Origin of the sequence: Catellatospora tritici, from assembly GCF_019083965.1 — a bacterium.
Classification (GTDB): domain Bacteria; phylum Actinomycetota; class Actinomycetes; order Mycobacteriales; family Micromonosporaceae; genus Catellatospora; species Catellatospora tritici.
This window is the reverse complement of record NZ_JAHRCY010000027.1, coordinates 42,798-59,431: the sequence shown is the minus strand read 5'-3', so window position 1 is coordinate 59,431 and position 16,634 is coordinate 42,798. Positions and strand designations below refer to the sequence as shown.

Sequence of the window (16,634 nt, the reverse complement as noted above, 5' to 3'; positions counted from 1 at the left end):
AGAAATATCGGGCGAAAGCGGCAAAACACTGCACTTGAGGTAACGATGGGTACATTGCCCAGTTACTACGGCTTTTGACCTTTTGTACGGCGATCTTGGCTGTTCGGTCTACCCTGCCAGGGCGACGGCGTCCCGCAGCGCCCGGTCCATCGTCGGGAAGGCCATCGGGGGCGGATCGGCCAGCGGAAACCAGGTGTACCCGGCGGACTCGGCGGGATCCAGCTCCAGCTCCGCGCCCTCGGGCAGCCGGGCCAGCCAGAAACAGTCCAGCACCGGCAGCAGCTCGCCCTGGAACTCGTAGCCGCCCAGGTACATGCCGACGAATCGACCCAGCTCCACCTGTACGCCCAACTCCTCGCGGCCTTCACGCACCGCGGCCGCGACCGGCTCCTCCCAGCCGTCGGCGAAGCCTCCCGGCGTCTCCCACAGCCCGGCCCGCGGCGGCCGGGCGCGGCGCAGCGCGAGGAAGTTGCCCACCCCGTCGACCACGATCAGGCTGCCGGTCGGGCGGGCGTTGACGTAGTGCTCGTAGCCGCAAGCCCCGCAACGCACGGGCGGCGCGGCCGAAAGGGCCGCGCCGCACCGGCAGCAGTGTCCGGAACTCACTTCTTCTTGCCGGTCTCCGGGGCCTCCGAGGTGGACAGGGCGGCGATGAACGCCTCCTGCGGCACCTCGACCCGGCCGACCATCTTCATCCGCTTCTTGCCTTCCTTCTGCTTCTCCAGCAGCTTGCGCTTACGGCTGATGTCACCGCCGTAGCACTTGGCCAGCACGTCCTTGCGGATGGCGCGGATGGTCTCGCGGGCGATCACCCGGGAGCCGATGGCGGCCTGGATCGGCACCTCGAACTGCTGGCGCGGGATCAGCTTCTGCAGCTTCGACGCGATGGTGGTGCCGTACGCGTAGGCCTTGTCCTTGTGCACGATCGCGCTGAACGCGTCGACCGGCTCGCCCTGCAGCAGGATGTCCACCTTGACCAGATCGGACGCCTGCTCGCCGCTGGGCTCGTAGTCCAGGCTGGCGTAGCCCTTGGTGCGGGACTTCAGCTGGTCGAAGAAGTCGAAGATGATCTCACCCAGCGGCAGCGTGTAGCGCAGCTCCACGCGGTCGGCCGACAGGTAGTCCATGCCCTGCAGGATGCCGCGCCGGCCCTGGCACAGCTCCATCACCGCGCCCACGTAGTCGTTGGGCGTCAGCACCGTCGCGCGGGCGACCGGCTCGTACACCTCGGCGACCTTGCCGTGCGGGTATTCGCTGGGGTTGGTGACCACGACCTCCTTGCCGTCGTCGGTCACCACCCGGTAGACCACGTTCGGCGCGGTGGCGATGAGGTCGAGGCCGAACTCGCGCTCCAGCCGCTCCTGGATGATCTCCAGGTGCAGCAGGCCGAGGAAGCCGCAGCGGAAGCCGAAGCCCAGCGCCGCGGACGACTCCGGCTCGTAGACCAGCGAGGCGTCGTTGAGCTTCAGCTTGTCCAGCGCCTCGCGCAGCTCCGGGTAGTCCGAACCGTCCAGCGGGTACAGCCCCGAGTAGACCATCGGCTTGGGGTCCTTGTAGCCGCCCAGCGACTCGGTGGCGGGACGGGAGTTCAGCGTCACCGTGTCGCCGACCCGCGACTGCCGCACGTCCTTCACACCGGTGATCAGGTAACCGACCTCGCCGACGCTGAGCGACTGCGACTTGATCGGCTCGGGCGAGATGACGCCGATCTCCAGCAGCTCGTGCACCGCGCCGGTCGACATCATCTTGATCCGGTCCCGGGCGTCCAGCCTGCCGTCGATGACCCGGATGTAGGTGACGACACCGCGGTAGACGTCGTACACCGAGTCGAAGATCATGGCGCGGGTGGGCGCCTTCGCGTCGCCGCCGCTGGGGGCGGGCAGCTGCCGGACGATCTCGTCGAGCAGGTGCGGCACGCCGTCACCGGTCTTGCCGGAGACCTTCAGGCAGTCCGAGGGGTCGCAGCCGATCAGGTGCGCCAGCTCCTCGGCGTACTTCTCCGGCTGGGCCGCGGGCAGGTCGATCTTGTTGAGCACCGGGATGATGGTGAGGTTGTTCTCCATCGCCAGGTACAGGTTGGCCAGGGTCTGCGCCTCGATCCCCTGCGCGGCGTCGACCAGCAGGATCGCGCCCTCACAGGCGGCCAGGCTGCGCGACACCTCGTAGGTGAAGTCGACGTGGCCCGGGGTGTCGATCATGTTGAGCACGACCTGCTCACCGGCCCGGTCACCCTCGCGCACCGTCCACGGCATGCGCACGGCCTGGCTCTTGATGGTGATGCCGCGCTCGCGCTCGATGTCCATCCGGTCGAGGTACTGCGCCCGCATCTGACGCGGGTCCACCACCTCGGTGAGCTGCAGCATCCGGTCGGCCAACGTCGACTTGCCGTGGTCGATGTGGGCGATGATGCAGAAGTTGCGGATGGCAGCCGGGTCAGTGTCGCCGGGCTTGTTCGATCCGAGCAGCGGAGGCACGGTGATCCGTTCTGTGAGCATGCGGAGGGCGACGGTCGCCCCCTCCATGTTCCCATGTCCCCGTTACCGGCCGCTCGGCCCTGCCGCCGAGCCCGCCCCAGCCCCCAAGATCGTTCGAGTTGTCGGGCAATCGGGCGTATCTTGCGAGGCCATTCACCCGATTGCCCGGCAACTTGAGCGATCTTGCCGCGAGCGGTCGTGCGAGCGGGTTGCGCGGTGGAGCCGTCAGCAGCGGCAGCCCTCATTCGGGGGCCAGCCGATGGTAAGCGAGGCCAGCCGGGGCAGGCGGTGGCGCATCTGGGCGTCGTCGTCGAAGTTCCAGGACTCGCCCGTGGGCTCGGTCGCGGCCGGTTCGGGCAGCTCGGCTCCGCTGACCTGCCGGTACGCGTTGGCGGGGGCGTAGCCGACCAGCTCGGCGAAGATGGCGCTGTCGTCGTTCCACTCGATCGCCTCGACCACCGCCGGGTGCCCGGCCAGCGCGTCGGGATCGCCCAGCGCCGCCTCGTACCAGCGCCGACCGGCCGCGATCAGGCCGGTGCGGAAGTCCAGGAAACCGTCCCGGGTGCAGCCGCTGCCGATCAGGTGCGCGGCACCCCACAGGTCGTATCGGTCGGCCGCGGCGCGCAGCCGTTCGAACTGCGCGGCGAACTGTTCGATCTGCGTCGCGGGCAGCTCCACCAGCCGCGCGGTCAGCGCCTTGGCCAGGCTCTCGCCGTCCTCGCCCAGCTCGCCCTCGACATCGGTGCGCGCCTGCTCGATCAGTGCCCAGAACCGGTCGGTGTCCACGACCGTGAAGTCTGCCACCCACCCCGGTCCGGGCCGAGCCGCCACGGCGGCGAAACCCGGTTGTGCACGTCACAACCCGCCACCGACCATGACAGGCATGACGGAGACGCTGCTGCCCGACGTGGGCTACACCCAGACCGCCCGCCGTCCCGGCTGGGCGCAGTTGCCCGTCGAGCTGCGCGCCGCGATCGAGGACCGGCTGGGCGCCGCTGTGGTCACGGCCGGCGGCACCGGCGCCGGCTTCACCCAGGGCTTCGCCTCCGTCGTGGGTACGGCCGACGGCCGCGCCCACTTCGTCAAGGCCGTACCGCACGACCACTACCTCGCCCGCTGGTACCAGGAGGAGGCCCGCAACACCGCCGCCCTGCCCGCCGGGGTCGCCACGGCCCGCCTGCGCTGGCACGCCGAACTGGCCGACCACGTGGTGCTGTGCCTGGACCCGATTCCCGGCGCTCGAGTGCCGCAGCTGCCCTGGGGCCCGCAGGAACTGGCCTCGACCCTGGACGCCCTGGCCGTCACCGCCACCGCGCTGGCCGAGCCGTCCGGGCACCTGCTCGATCTGCCGCTGGAGACGTTCGCCACGGTCGCGGACCCGACGCTGCGCAAGTGGCGCGACGCCGATCCCGACCAGCTCGCGACGCTCGCCCCGGCGCTGATCGCGCACCTGGACCGGCTGCGCGAGCTGGAGGCCCGGCTGGTCGAGCTCGGCACCGCCGCGCCCGGCCTGTTCCACGGCGACCTGCGGCTGGACAACGTGGTGCTCGACGCCGACGGTCGGGCGTGGATCTGCGACTGGGCCTTCCTGGCCCACGGTCCGGCCTGGTTCGACCTGGTCACGCTGCTGCTGTCGGCCGAGGCGAGTGGCCTCGACGTCGACGCGCTGTTCGCCTCGCACCCCACGGCCCGAGGGCTGCCCGCCGACGCGCTCGACGCCGCGCTGGCCGCCTGCGTGGGCTACTACGTGCACGCCGGCGCCCAGCCGGAGATCGAGCAGTCCCCCGCCATCCGATCCCACCAGCGGTACTACGGACGCCTCGCGCTACGCTGGCTGACACGACGCCAGGGCTGGCGCTGAACGCGACGGCACGGGTGCCGACCAGCCATGGGGCATGGGCCCGTTTTGGCCCATGCGCGGGCCACCTGGTAACCTGGCACGTCGCGGCTGGTGCTCACGCGCCGGCCCATCCCAAGCATCCAACCCGAAACGAGCAGGACGAGGCTGTCGCGTGGCGAACATCAAGTCCCAGATCAAGCGCAACCGGCAGAACGAGAAGGCCCGGCTGCGCAACAAGTCGGTCAAGTCTTCGCTGAAGACGGCCGTCCGCAAGTTCCACGAGGCGACCGTCACCGGTGATGTCGAGAACGCCACCGCGCTGCTGCGTGACGCCTCGCGCAAGCTGGACAAGGCCGTCAGCAAGGGCGTGATCCACAAGAACCAGGCGGCGAACCGCAAGTCGGCCATCGCCAAGAAGCTGGCTGCGCTGTCCGCCTGAGGCCCGGCGCCCGCACGGGCGCTGCCATCAGCATCGCCGACGCCCGGCTCCCCACCAGGGGAAGCCGGGCGTCGGCTGTTCCACATCCACGCCACACCCCCACGTGGCCGGCCACCCCGACCCCGCCGCGCGTCGACCCGCCACGCGATCCTCAAGATCGCTATCTGCGGTCGGAACACAGGCTCTGGGGTCAGGAAATCACCGCCGACAGCGATCAAGCCGTGGAGATCCGCGCGCGGGCGTGGTCGAACCCGGGCAGCCCGGCGGCGGTCGTCATTCGTGGGGGCGGGTCCGGCTGGTCACTCGTAACGGTAGGTGGCGGACTGGCGGGCTCGCTGTTCGGCGCTGCCGACCCAGGGCTCCTCGGCGGCGGGGCTGATCGGCTCGACCGGGATCTGCTCGTGGCGGGTCAGCCGCTCGTAGCGGCTGGGCAGATCGACCCCGGCGTCGTCCTCGAACCCGGCCAGGTCGACCGGTGGCGTCGCCACTCGCAGCGGCACGGTCGGGCCCGCCACCGCACGGCGTGCGGCACGGCGCGGCACCGCGTCACCGCCCGAGCGGGTGGTGGCTCCCGCGATCACGTCGTTGATCTTCACCATCACCGCCACCGAAACCGGCAGCACCAGCACCGCCCACCAAGTGGTCAGCTCGGCCAGAGCCAACAGCACCGCCAGCGCGATCGCACCCTCGAAGAACACGAAGCACATCAGGTTGCTGGGGCGCACGTACTGCAGGCCCAGCACCCGGGCGTAGAGCGGCCGGGTGCGCGCCTCCTGCTGGCTGATCCCGGCGCGGCGCGACCGGATGTTGGTCGTCATCTCGATCCTCCCGCTCTGGCCTGTGCGAACGCGGCGATGGTGCGCTCCAGCGCGTAGCCGCGATCCTCCTCGCCGCCCTTGACCGCGGCGTTGCAGTCGGCCGCCGCGCGCATCGCCTTGACCAGGCCCTCCGGGGTCCAGCCGCGCGCCTGCCGCTGCGCCTTCTCGATCTTCCACGCGGGCATGCCCAGCGACGACGCGAGCTGGAACGCGTTGCCCCGCCCCGCCGAGGCCACCCGCGCCACGGTGCGCACGCCGTCGGCGAGCGCGTCGGCGATCGGCACCGGGTCCACGCCGCTGTGCAGCGCCCAGCGCAGTGCCTCCAGCGCGGCCGGCACGTCCCCGGCCACCGCCGCGTCGGCCACGGCGAACCCGCTCACCTCGGCCTTGCCCCGGTAGTACCGGGCCACCGTGGCAGCGTCGACACGCCCGTCGGTGTCGGCGATCAACTGGGCGCACGCGGCGGCGAGTTCGCGCAGGTCGTGGCCGACCGCCTCGATCAGCGCCTCGGCCGCGTCCGGTTGGCAGCGACCGCCGAGGCGGCGTACCTCACTGGTGACGAAGTCGACCCGTTCCCGGTGCTTGGTGATCTTCGCGGCCGGGATGACGTCGGCTCCCGCCTTGGCCAGCGCGTCCGCGAGCGCCTTGCCCTTGGCCCCGCCCGCGTGCGCGACGACCAGCGTCACCTCCGGGTCGGGCGACTTGACGTAGTCGAGCAGCATCGCCGTGACGTCCTTCTTGGCGTCCTGCCCCTTGCGCAGCACCACCACCCGACGGCCGCCGAACAGCGACGGGCTGAGCGCCTCGGCCAGCTCGCCCACAAGCAACGTGTCGGCGTCCATCTCCCGTAGCTCGACGGCCGGGTCGATCACCCGGGCTCGGGCCGCGGTGTCGGTGACGGCGCGCGCGACGAGCAGCTCCTCGTCGCCGAGGACGAGGACCACGGGTGTCAGGGCGGGGGACGGAACCTGGCTCACCACCCAGCTATCGTCGCATGCCCCCCTTCTGAGCCGTTCATCGTCACTCGAATGGGCGCGTCGTCTTGCGCCCACCCGACTCCTGTGGGTGGCGAGGTTCACCCGGTCGCCACGGACAGTCCGCCGTCGTCCAGCACCACGGCGACATCGCCCGACAGGTCCGTACGCAGCACCCGCGCCCCGTGCCCCGCCAGCCGGGCCAACACCGGCAGGCTCGGGTGCCCGTAGTCGTTGCCCGCGCCCACGCTGACCAGCGCCACGCGCGGGGCGACCGCGTCGAGGAAGTCCGGCGACTGGTAGCTGCTCCCGTGATGGGCGACCTTGAGCACCTGCGCGCCCAGATCGACGCCCGCATCCAGCAACGCCTGCTGCCGTTCGGTCTCGGCGTCACCGGCCAGCAGCAGGTGCACACCGCGTACCTCGGCGAGCAGCAGCAGGGAGTTGTTGTTGGGGTCACTGCGGGTGCCGCGCAGCATCGGTCCGGGTAGGACAGTCAGCCGGACCGCCCCGACGGTCCAGCCGCCGTCAGCCGGAGCCGCCGACACCGGGACCCCGTACGCGGCGGCCGCCCGTACCACCGCGTCATGCCCGGCCGCGGGCTCCGGCCAGGCGGTGGTCACCACCGCGCCGACCGGTCGGCCCGCCAGCACACCGTCGAGGCCGCCGATGTGGTCCAGGTGGAAGTGGCTGATCAGCAGCAGCGGCACCGTGTCGACGCCGAGCCGGTCCAGGCACTCGTCGACCGGGTGCGGCAGCGGCCCGGTGTCGACGACCACGGCCGCACCGCCACCTGCATTGAGGACCGTGGCGTCGCCCTGTCCCACGTCGCAGGAGACGACGAGCCAGCCCGGCGGTGGCCAGCCGCCCGCGATCAGGCGCACCGGCAGCGCGCCCAGCGTCGCCGCCAGCGCCACCACCAGTGCCAGGCGGCGCAGCACCGGACGGCGCAGACCGAGCATGGCCAGCACGGTCAACCCCGCCAGCAGCAGCGCGCCGGGCGCCCCTTCCGGCCAGGGCAGCACCGCGGCGGGCAACTCGCTACCCACCCGGGCCACGGTGACCAGCCAGCGCGCGGGCCAACTGCCGAGCCACGCCGCGAACTCGGCACCCTGCGGCCACACCGGCGACAGCAGCGCGGCGACCACACCGGTCAGCGTCGCGGGCACGATTACGGGCACCACCAACAGATTCGCCGGTACGGCGACGAGGCTGACCGTGCCGCTGATGCCCGCGACCACCGGCGCGCAGGCGAGTTGGGCCGCGGTCGGCACCGACAGCGCCTCGGCGATCCCGCGCGGCACTCCGCGTCGGCGCAGCCCGTCGCGCATCGGCGGGGCCAGTAGCAGCAGTCCGGCCGTGGCCAGCACCGACAGCGCGAACCCGGCGTCGGTGGCCAGCTCCGGGTCGATGACCAGCAGCGCCGCCACCGTGGCCGCGAGCGCGGGCAACGCGGCCCGGGACCTGCCCGAGGCCAAGGCGAGCAGCGCGACGGAGCCCATCGCGGCGGCCCGCAGCACACTCGGCGACGGGCGGACCAGGATCACGAAACCGACCAGTGCGACGGCGCACAGCACCGCGCTCAGCCGGGGCCCGGCCCGACACCACCGGGCCAGCAGCAGCACCGCCCCGAGGACGACCGCCACATTGCTGCCGCTCACCGCGTTCAGGTGAGTGAGGCCGACCTGTCTGAACTGCTGTGAGAGCTCCTGATCCAGCTGGCTGACGTCGCCCACGACCAGGCCCGGCAGCAGGCCGCCGGTGGCGCGGTCCAGCGGTGCGCAGGCGCGCTGCAGGCCGGACCGCAGCACCCCGGCGGCCCGCTGGGCCCACGGTGCCGGACCGAGGGGCTGCGGGGCCGCGTCGGCGGACAGCACCGCCGCACGCAGGTCACCGCCGCGCGACGGTCCGAACCGGACCCGCGCCCGCACCTGCTGACCGGGCAGCAGCCCGCGCCAGCCGCCGTCGGCGGCCAACACCAGCACCCGCACATCGGTACGCAGCCCCGCGACCGCGTCCAGGTTCGCCGCCACCACCCAGGTCGCGTCCCGCCCGGTCACCCCGGCCACCGCTCGCGGATCGTCGCGTACGGTCAGCAGCACCTGCTCCGAAGCGTGCCGCCGCACCAGTTCCACCAGCTCGGGTGCGTCCCGCGCCGACAGCCGCGCCCCGGTCGCCACCGCCCCGCACGCCACCCCCAGACAGGCCCCGGCAACGATCCACCGCCACCGCGCGCCCGACCCCCTCCTCCGCCCCGACCCGCCCGCGCCTTCCGACGGGCCGCTCTCCCCGCCAAGCGACGCGCAGTTTCGGGGAAACTGCCGGAATCTTGACGCGAATTCCCGCAGTTTCCCCGAAACTGCACCGTTGACCATCCGGCGACGAGCGACGGCGCAGCAGCGGGTCTCGGCGCAGTGGCAGGTTTCGGTGCAGTGGCGGGTCTCGGCGTGGCGGCGGGCGGCGCGGTCGGCGGCGAGCAGGAGCACTGCGGCCGCCAAGGCGATCGCGGCCAGGACCAGCGCGGTGCGCAGGCTGGTGTAAAGGACGGTCAGGGCCCCTGCCCAGCAGGCCAGTGCGAAGGGTGCCAGCCGCAGGTCGGGCTCGCGCCCAGGCGCGCGATCGGGGCTGTCCATCAGACCGTGACCAGGTCTTTGAGCTGCTCATACTTGGCGTCACCGATGCCCTCGACCTGGCGCAGGTCGCCCACGCCACGGAAGTCGCCGTGCCGGGCGCGGTGGTCGAGGATCCGCTGCGCCAACACCGGGCCCACTCCGGGCAGCGCGTCGAGCTGGGCGAGGGTGGCGGTGTTCAGATTGACCAGCCCACCTGGGGCCGCCCCGGCTCCGCCGCCCTGGTCGGCGGGCACGACACCGGGCACCGCGACGGCGATCAGTTCTCCGTCGGCGACGCGGCGGGCCAGGTTGAGCGTGGACACGTCGGTGCCGGGCAGCACACCACCGGCCGCCTCGATGGCGTCGGCGACGCGGGAGCCGGGCGGGAGCCGTACCAGACCGGGACGGCGCACCTGGCCGGTCACCGCGACCACCAGTTCGGTGGGTGACGCGGCGGTCAAGGGCCGGGGCGCGGCGGTGTCGGCGACCAGCGCCGGGACCGGTTCGGCCTGCGGCCGCGCCTGCCAGGCCAGATACGCCGCGATCAGCACCACGAGCACGGCCACGGCCGCGAGCGCCCGCACCCCGCGCCGCCCCGGATCGAACGCCGACCGGCCGGGCAGCGCCGACGGCTGCTGTTCCGGCTCCGGTGCGACGAAGCGCGGCAGCGCCGCCTCCGATGTCGCGGCCATTTGCCACGAAGGCTCCGCCAGCCCACTCCGGTCGAACCCTGCCCGGCTCGAGACCTGCGACCCCGACCCGAAGCGCGGCGGCGCTGCGGCGGCGGACCAGCCACCGGCCCACGGTTCGCGATCGACCGTAAGTTCGTCGTCGGCTGTAAGCCCGCGGTCGGCTGTAAGCCCGCGGTCGGTTGTAAGCCTGTCGTCGACGGGCGGGGAGCCGACCGGCATCGGATCGGCCGGTGAATCGGCTGCTGCTTGCGGGACGGCGAAGACGCTTCTCAGGCGGCGCTGGGCCGCCTCATCCGGCGACTGCGGGCGTAGTGACAGCACGCGGCCACGCTAGGAGCGGGGACAGCACGCCCCCACCCTCGCGCGGCACCGCCTGTGGACAGCGGCCCGCTTGTGGATAACTCCCTGATCACACCGCCCGCGTGCTACGCCTCTTCGCCGATCCACCTCCGCCGCCGCACCCACTGCCCATTCGTAGGTGCAGTTTCGGGGAAACTGCGCGAAAGAAGTCCAAGATTCCAGCACTTTCCCCGAAACTGCACCCACCCCACGGCCCGAGCGCGCGACGCGACGCGACGCGACGGCGAGCGTGCGGGCAGACGCGGTGCGGCGTCACACGCCCGCTTCGACCTCGGCGGCGGTCATCGGGCCGCGGGCGGGTTTCAGGGCCGACCGGGCGATCTGGGCCGCCTTGGCGCACTCGGCGAACAGGACGTCGGCGGGCACCGGCCGGGCCAGCGCGAACCCCTGCACCTGGTCGCAGCCGAGGTCGGCCAGCATGGCCAGCGCGGTCAGGTCCTCTACGCCTTCGGCGGTGACGAACAGCCCCAGGTTGTGGGCCAGTTCGATGGCACTGCGCACCAGGATGGCGTCGCCGGGGTCGGTGGCCAGGTCCTGGATGAAGATCCGGTCGATCTTAAGTTCGTCCGCGGTGAGCAGTTTGAGCTGGTTCAGCGAGCTGAAGCCGGTGCCGAAGTCATCGATCGAGACCTGGACCCCGTCGTGGCGGATGCGGCGCAGCACCTCCTGGGCCCGATCGGGGTCGGTGGTCATACCGCTCTCGGTGATTTCGAGCCGGAGCAGGTGCGGCGGTAGCCCGTGGTCGGTGAGCGCGGCGCGCACCTGTCCGACGAACGCCTCGTCGAGCAGGCAGTTCGGGCTGACGTTGACCGAGACCGTCAGGGGCCGCCCCTGGGCGTTCCAACCGGCCGCCTCGGCGGCGGCGATGCGCAGCAGGTGGTACGTGAGCGGCAGTTCCAGGCCGCCGGTCTCGGCGACGCCGAGGAACGCGTCGGGCGACAGCAGGCCGAGGTGCGGGTGCCGCCAGCGCACCAGCGCCTCGACGGCGGGCACGGTGGCGTCGGCGATGCTCACCTGGGGCTGGTAGTACAGCACGAGCTGGCCGTCCGGATCGCCGTCGGTGAGCAGCGTGCGCAGGTCGGCGAAGAGCGCCATCCGCCCCGGCTGGTCGATGTCGATCTCGGGGTCGTAGAGGGCGACGCCCTTTCCGCTGCTCTTGGCCCGGTACATGGCGGCGTCGGCGTGGCGGAGCATGTCCTCGGCCGAGCAGCCCGGGGCGCCCAGCGCCATGCCCACGCTGCCGCTGACGGCGGCGGACCCGACCGGCAGCGCGAAGTTGCGCCGTAGCGCCCCGCCCGCGCGCTCGGCGATCTCCAGCGCCGCCTCGACCGAGGAGACGCTGCGCAGCAGTACGGCGAACTCGTCGCCGCCCAGGCGGGCCACCGTGTCGCCCTCGCCACACACCTTGCGCAGCCGGTTTCCGGTCTGGATCAGCACCTCGTCGCCCGCGTGATGGCCCAGGGTGTCGTTGACCGCCTTGAAGCCGTTCATGTCGATCAGCATCACCGCCGGTTTCCGGTCCGAGCCTGGTCCGGCGGCCTCGATGGCGTCGTCGAGCCGCTGCTGGAACAGCAGCCGGTTGGCCAGGCCGGTGAGCGGGTCGTGCAGCGCCTGCCGCTGGCTGGCGCGGGCATGCTCGACGACGCGCCGCTGGTAGGCGAGCATGACCCGCCAGATGGCCGCGACCAGGGCCAGGCCGACCGCGAAGCCGACCATGGTGGCGGCGAAGATGCGGGTCTGCACGTTGCGCAGATCGGCGACGCGCTTCTGGGCCAGGGTGTGGTACGACCGCGACACCTCGGTGATGTCGTGCTGGAGCGTGTAGTAAGCCGGGGTGACCTCGAGCCGGTCCTGCTTGATCGCGTCGGGGTCGCGGTCGGTGACCATGACGATGAGCTGGTCTGCGGCTTGGCGGTAGGCCGACTGTTCGGCCTGCAGCCGAAGCGCGTCCTGCTTGGCGTCGCCGGTGCTCAACTCGACCGCGCGGCGCAGCGATGCGTCGGCCTGCGCGGCGGAGTCGAGGTATCGCTCGCGGCTGGCCACCGACGGCTCCAGCTGGTAGTGCCGGGCCTGCATCTCCTGCACCGCGACGGCGGCGCTGGCCTCGCTGAAGATGGCGTCCAGTACGAGCGCCTTGCCCTGCGCCTCGGTGGCCTGGGTGGCCTGCAGGGTGCCCCAGAGCGTGAACGCGCCCAGCCCACACAGCACCGCCGCGAGCGCGGCGGTCATGCCCAGGCTCCGGCGCGGGCGGATGGGGTCGCCCCGGCGGGCGTCCCTGCCCCGCTTGCCGGCGGCGGCCCGCCCCCAAGACGGCCACTGCATTGTTTCGGGCGTTCCCCTCCGGGCCGACCGCTGCGGCCTGCCCCGTCGAGTGTTGTGCGCCGACGCGGCGGTGGCCTACGCGGCATATCCGGCTTATCCTACTTACACGTGATAATAATTCACCGTATGGACGACCTCCAGCAACGACGAGCTCCGCGCCGCCGCATTCGTGCCATGGCGGCCGCGCTGCTGGTGGGGCTGTGCGGTGCTCTGGTCGCGTGCAGTGCTCCCGACAAAGCGGATAGTACGCCACAGACCGTACGGATCGGTGCATTGATGCCGCTCACCGGCGACAACGCACCGACCGGGCAGCGGATGATGGAGGCCTACCAGCTCGCGATCAAGGAGATCAACGACGCGGGCGGTGTCCTCGGCCACCCCGTCGAACTGGTGGCCGGTGACGACGCCTGCGATCCCGGCACCGCCGTGGTGAAGGCGAACGAGCTGGTCGCCAAGGACATCACGGTCTCGGTCGGCGGCGGATGCAGCGTCGCGGTCGTACCCGTGCTCAAGGTCTTCCACACCGCGGCGATCCCGATGATCGTGCCGGCGGCCAACTCCATGGACCTGCTCGCCCCCGGCTACGACAGCGTCTTCCTGCTGGCGGGCACCGCCAAGGAGGAGGGCGAGCGGGCGGTCCAGTCGTTGACGAAGATGGGCCGCAAGCGGCTGGCCGTGGTGGACGACGGCACCAGCTTCCCGCAGTCGGTCGCCCACGCCGCGGTGGAGCACCTGAAAACGCCCGACGCGGGTATGACGCTGGCCACCCGGCTGCGCATCAGCCAGGGCGCCACCAGCTACCCGCGCATGGTCGACGAGGTGATCAAGGAGAACGCCGACGCGGTCCTGTTCACCGGCTACTACCCGGAGGCGGCCACCATCGTGCGGGACCTGCGCACCGGTGGCTTCAAGGGCACGATCATGCTGTCCGACGCGGGTCTGGACCCGACCCTGTTCGACAAGCTCACCCCGGCGGAGACCGAGGGCCTCTACGGCATCACCCTGCCGCTGGCGCAGTTCGAGCCGAAGGCCAAGGAGTGGGCGGCCCGTTACCGCGCCGCGTACGGTCACGATCCCGGGCCGTTCACGATGCAGACATACGACGCGTTCAAGCTCGCCGTCAACGCGATCGAGCGGGCGGGCAGCCTGGACCGCGAGGCCGTGCGCAAGGCGATCGCCGCCACGTCGCCCGCCGATATCCAGCTGCTGTCTGGCCCCTCGCAGTTCGGCCCGGACGGCACCCAGCCACACCCGGACTTCATGCTCCTGAAGATCCACGACGGCGCCTTCACCCTGGTCAGTCAGGCGAACTGACCAGGGTGCGGCACCCGGTCACGGGATGTCGTTGAGCGTGTTCTCGATCTTGCCGAGGCGCTGGTCGACCCCTTCGAGCCGCTGGGCCAGCTGGCGGTTGGTCGCGGCCAGCTCGTCGAGGCTGGCACGCAGCGCGTCGTCACCGCGCTTGGTCGGCTGCCGCAGCGTGCCCACGACCACCGGGATGACCCAGCTGATGGCGCCGACGATCGCGACCCAGCCATACCAGGGGATGTACTCCATTACGAACCTTCCTCAGGGGTGACGGGAGGGCTCGCGGCGACCGCGGCCCGGACGGTGGGCAGATCGACGGTGAGCACGAACGGCACCGCCTCGAAATACTTGAGCGCCTTGCCGTCGGGCGACAGTTCCAGATGCCCCGTTACGTAGCCGACCTCTTCAAGTCGGCGCAGGTGCAGGTAGAGCAGCGCCCGGGACATGCCGGTGCGCCTTGCCAACTCGCTGACGTGCGTCGACTCCTCTGCCAGGGTGGCCAGGATGCGCAGCCGCAGCGGGTTGGCGACCGCCGCCAGGCGGCCGACCAGGCTCTCGACGTCCACTAGTACCCCTCTGACTTGCACCTGTAAGAATCTTATTACAGGTGTCAACCGCGCGTAAGAGCAGCGGGTTCAACTGTCGGGAGTCGGTCGCTTCACGACAGAGGGTTCTTCCCAGTTTTTCAACAGTTTTGGCGTTACAAAACGTCGACTGCTGTTCACGGATCTGCCGCCGCCGATACACACGCTCCTAGGTTCTCCTCCAGCCCTTCGCGGCCGGTGTCAACCGGACCCGGTCGCGAAGCCGGCTACTGGGAGGAGATCACCTTGTTGCAACGCATCTACGGCTTCGGGGCCGCGTTCATCGTGGTGTTCGCGGCCGCGATCGGCGTACAGGGACCGGCTCAGGCCGCCCCCGAGGGCGCGATCCGGTACGCGGACAGCCCGAGCGCCGTCCCCGGCCGCTACATCGTGGTGCTGAAGGACTCCGCGGTGGCCGCCACCGCCACGGCCATCGGCACGAAGGCCCGCGACCTCGCGGGCCGGTTCGGCGGGCAGACCCGCCACGTCTACAGCAGCGCCCTGCACGGCTTCTCGGCGTCGCTGTCGGAGCAGCAGGCCAGGCGCCTGGCCGCCGACCCGGCCGTCGCCTCGGTCGAGGCGGTCCAGCGGGTCCAGGTCGCCGACACCCAGAGCAACCCGCCGAACTGGGGCGACGACCGCATCGACCAGGCGAACCTGCCGCTGAACCAGTCGTTCACCTACCCGGCCAACCCGGGCCAGGGCGCCACCGTGTACGTGCTGGACACCGGCCTCAACGCCAGCCACCAGGAGTTCACCGGCCGGGTCAAGCAGGGCACCGACATCGTCGACGGGGACAGCAACCCCGCCGACTGCCACGGCCACGGCACCCACGTGGCGGGCACCGCGGTCGGCACCACGTACGGCATCGCCAAGAAGGCCAGCCTGGTGTCGGTGCGCGTGCTGAACTGCCAGGGCAGCGGCACCAACGACGACCTGATCGCCGGGTTCAACTGGGTCCGCACCAACGGCGTCAAGCCTGCGGTGGTCAACTACAGCATCGGCTGCACCAGCCCGTGCACCAGCCAGGCCATGGACACGGCGGTCAGCAACCTGATCAGCTCGGGCATCCAGGTCGTCATGGCGGCGGGCAACTCCGGCGACAACGCCTGCAACTACAGCCCGCAGGCGGTTTCGGCGGCGGTGACCGTCGGCAACTCCAACAGCTCCGACGCGCGCAACAGCACCAGCAACTACGGCACCTGCCTGGACCTGTTCGCGCCGGGCACGAGCATCGTGTCGGCGTCGTACTCCAGCAACAACGGCAGCGCCACGATGACCGGCACCTCGATGGCGTCCCCGCACGTCGCCGGTGCCGCCGCGGTCTACCTCGGGCAGAACCCCAACGCGACTCCCGCCCAGGTCCGCGATGCGCTGGTCAACAACGCCACCACTGGAAAGATCACCAGCCCGGGTACCGGTTCGCCGAACCGCCTGCTGTACACGGGCTTCATGAACGGCGGGACCCAGCCGGGCAACCCGTCGGTGACCAACCCCGGTAACCAGAGCACCGGCGTCGGTCAGTCGGTCGACCTGCAGCTGCAGGCGTCCGGCGGCACCACCCCGTACACCTGGAGCGCCTCGGGTCTGCCCGCCGGCCTGTCGATCGGCTCGTCGACCGGCCGGATCACGGGCAGCCCGACCACTGCGGGCACGTCGAACGTCACCGTCACGGTGACGGACTCGGCGAGCAAGACCGGGACGGCCAACTTCACCTGGACGGTCACGTCCGGTGGCGGCGGCTGCACCCCGGTGCAGGTGGTCGGCAACTCCAGCCTGGAGAACGGCACCACCCCGTGGACCGCGAACAGCGGCGTGATCGGCGCCTGGTCGGGTTACGGCTACCCGGGCCACACCGGCACGCGCAGCGCGTGGCTGGGCGGCCAGGGCCAGACCCACACCGATTACCTCTCCCAGTCGGTGACCATTCCCGCCGGCTGCACGAGTGTGACGCTGCGCTACTGGGTCCGGATCAGCACCGCCGAGAACGACGGTCTGGTCTACGACCGGCTGACCGTGACCATGGGCAGCACGACGGTCGCCTCCGCCACGAACCTCGACGCCAACTCGGGTTACGTGGAGAAGGTGGTCAACGTGAGCCAGTTCGCCGGGCAGACGGTGACGCTGAAGTTCAACGGAGTCGAGGACCAGAGCCTGCAGACCAGCTTCGTCATCGACGATGTGACCATCAGCGCCTCCTGACAAACCGGG

At 71.3% G+C, this 16,634-nt stretch carries 14 protein-coding genes; 4 read left to right on the top strand and 10 right to left on the bottom strand.

The window, feature by feature from the left end; all coding sequences use genetic code 11:
• Window positions 1–108: 108 nt before the first annotated feature.
• The 3 genes from KUA19_RS36675 to KUA19_RS36665 all read right to left on the bottom strand — a co-directional run bounded on the left by KUA19_RS36675 (window position 109) and on the right by KUA19_RS36665 (window position 3,260).
• Window positions 109–606, bottom strand: coding sequence for an NUDIX domain-containing protein (locus tag KUA19_RS36675; RefSeq protein WP_217403627.1), 498 nt, complete (start codon window positions 604–606; stop codon window positions 109–111).
• A complete protein-coding gene (lepA, locus tag KUA19_RS36670) occupies window positions 603–2,474 on the bottom strand; it encodes a translation elongation factor 4 (RefSeq protein ID WP_217403711.1) in 1,872 nt (623 codons plus the stop codon). The genes KUA19_RS36675 and lepA overlap by 4 nt, the downstream gene beginning before the upstream one ends.
• 225 nt (window positions 2,475–2,699) lie before the next feature.
• Window positions 2,700–3,260, bottom strand: coding sequence for a DUF4240 domain-containing protein (locus KUA19_RS36665; protein ID WP_217403625.1), 561 nt, complete (start codon window positions 3,258–3,260; stop codon window positions 2,700–2,702).
• Between the two features lie 97 nt (window positions 3,261–3,357).
• Here KUA19_RS36665 and KUA19_RS36660 point away from each other — a divergent pair, with 97 nt between their 5' ends.
• Both KUA19_RS36660 and rpsT read left to right on the top strand, forming a co-directional pair.
• Window positions 3,358–4,335 (top strand): phosphotransferase family protein, encoded by a 978-nt coding sequence (locus tag KUA19_RS36660; RefSeq protein ID WP_217403623.1) that lies wholly within the window; start codon window positions 3,358–3,360, stop codon window positions 4,333–4,335.
• 151 nt (window positions 4,336–4,486) lie between these two features.
• Window positions 4,487–4,753 carry a 30S ribosomal protein S20 gene (gene rpsT, locus KUA19_RS36655; RefSeq protein ID WP_217403621.1) on the top strand — a complete coding sequence of 89 codons (267 nt, stop codon included), beginning with the start codon at window positions 4,487–4,489 and terminating at the stop codon, window positions 4,751–4,753.
• Between the two features lie 299 nt (window positions 4,754–5,052).
• Here rpsT and KUA19_RS43450 read toward each other — a convergent pair whose 3' ends face one another.
• From KUA19_RS43450 to KUA19_RS36630, 5 genes are all read right to left on the bottom strand, one after another.
• The gene (locus KUA19_RS43450; RefSeq protein WP_254550690.1) at window positions 5,053–5,571 is read right to left on the bottom strand and encodes a hypothetical protein; all 519 of its coding nucleotides are present in this window, start codon (window positions 5,569–5,571) and stop codon (window positions 5,053–5,055) included.
• On the bottom strand, window positions 5,568–6,548 hold the full coding sequence (holA, locus tag KUA19_RS36645; protein ID WP_217403709.1) for a DNA polymerase III subunit delta: 981 nt from the start codon (window positions 6,546–6,548) through the stop codon (window positions 5,568–5,570). Before holA ends, KUA19_RS43450 begins: the two co-directional genes overlap by 4 nt.
• Window positions 6,549–6,646: 98 nt before the next feature.
• Complete coding sequence (locus KUA19_RS36640) at window positions 6,647–9,178, bottom strand: ComEC/Rec2 family competence protein (protein WP_217403619.1); 2,532 nt, start codon at window positions 9,176–9,178, stop codon at window positions 6,647–6,649.
• On the bottom strand, window positions 9,178–9,870 hold the full coding sequence (locus tag KUA19_RS36635; protein WP_372451990.1) for a helix-hairpin-helix domain-containing protein: 693 nt from the start codon (window positions 9,868–9,870) through the stop codon (window positions 9,178–9,180). The genes KUA19_RS36640 and KUA19_RS36635 overlap by 1 nt, the downstream gene beginning before the upstream one ends.
• A gap of 591 nt (window positions 9,871–10,461) precedes the next feature.
• Window positions 10,462–12,438 carry a putative bifunctional diguanylate cyclase/phosphodiesterase gene (locus KUA19_RS36630; protein WP_217403615.1) on the bottom strand — a complete coding sequence of 659 codons (1,977 nt, stop codon included), beginning with the start codon at window positions 12,436–12,438 and terminating at the stop codon, window positions 10,462–10,464.
• A 219-nt stretch (window positions 12,439–12,657) separates the two neighbouring features.
• Here KUA19_RS36630 and KUA19_RS36625 point away from each other — a divergent pair, with 219 nt between their 5' ends.
• Window positions 12,658–13,845, top strand: coding sequence for a branched-chain amino acid ABC transporter substrate-binding protein (locus KUA19_RS36625; RefSeq protein WP_308167857.1), 1,188 nt, complete (start codon window positions 12,658–12,660; stop codon window positions 13,843–13,845).
• 18 nt (window positions 13,846–13,863) lie between these two features.
• Here KUA19_RS36625 and KUA19_RS36620 read toward each other — a convergent pair whose 3' ends face one another.
• Entirely contained in the window at window positions 13,864–14,088 is a 225-nt protein-coding gene (locus tag KUA19_RS36620; RefSeq protein WP_217403611.1) for a hypothetical protein, read from the bottom strand.
• Window positions 14,088–14,405: an ArsR/SmtB family transcription factor gene (locus KUA19_RS36615; protein ID WP_217403609.1), complete on the bottom strand. Its 318-nt coding sequence runs from the start codon at window positions 14,403–14,405 to the stop codon at window positions 14,088–14,090. The genes KUA19_RS36620 and KUA19_RS36615 overlap by 1 nt, the downstream gene beginning before the upstream one ends.
• 264 nt (window positions 14,406–14,669) lie before the next feature.
• On the opposite strand from KUA19_RS36615, the gene KUA19_RS36610 reads away from it, so the two are divergent.
• The gene (locus KUA19_RS36610; protein WP_217403607.1) at window positions 14,670–16,625 is read left to right on the top strand and encodes a S8 family peptidase; all 1,956 of its coding nucleotides are present in this window, start codon (window positions 14,670–14,672) and stop codon (window positions 16,623–16,625) included.
• The last annotated feature ends 9 nt before the right edge of the window (window positions 16,626–16,634 follow it).

Coding starts and splice junctions, on each gene's coding strand:
- KUA19_RS36620 (WP_217403611.1), bottom strand. CDS start 14,088: ATGGAGTACATCCCCTGGTATGGCTGGGTCGCGATCGTCGGCGCCATC.
- KUA19_RS36625 (WP_308167857.1), top strand. CDS start 12,658: ATGGACGACCTCCAGCAACGACGAGCTCCGCGCCGCCGCATTCGTGCC.
- KUA19_RS43450 (WP_254550690.1), bottom strand. CDS start 5,571: ATGACGACCAACATCCGGTCGCGCCGCGCCGGGATCAGCCAGCAGGAG.
- KUA19_RS36630 (WP_217403615.1), bottom strand. CDS start 12,438: ATGACCGCCGCGCTCGCGGCGGTGCTGTGTGGGCTGGGCGCGTTCACG.
- KUA19_RS36660 (WP_217403623.1), top strand. CDS start 3,358: ATGACGGAGACGCTGCTGCCCGACGTGGGCTACACCCAGACCGCCCGC.
- KUA19_RS36640 (WP_217403619.1), bottom strand. CDS start 9,178: ATGGACAGCCCCGATCGCGCGCCTGGGCGCGAGCCCGACCTGCGGCTG.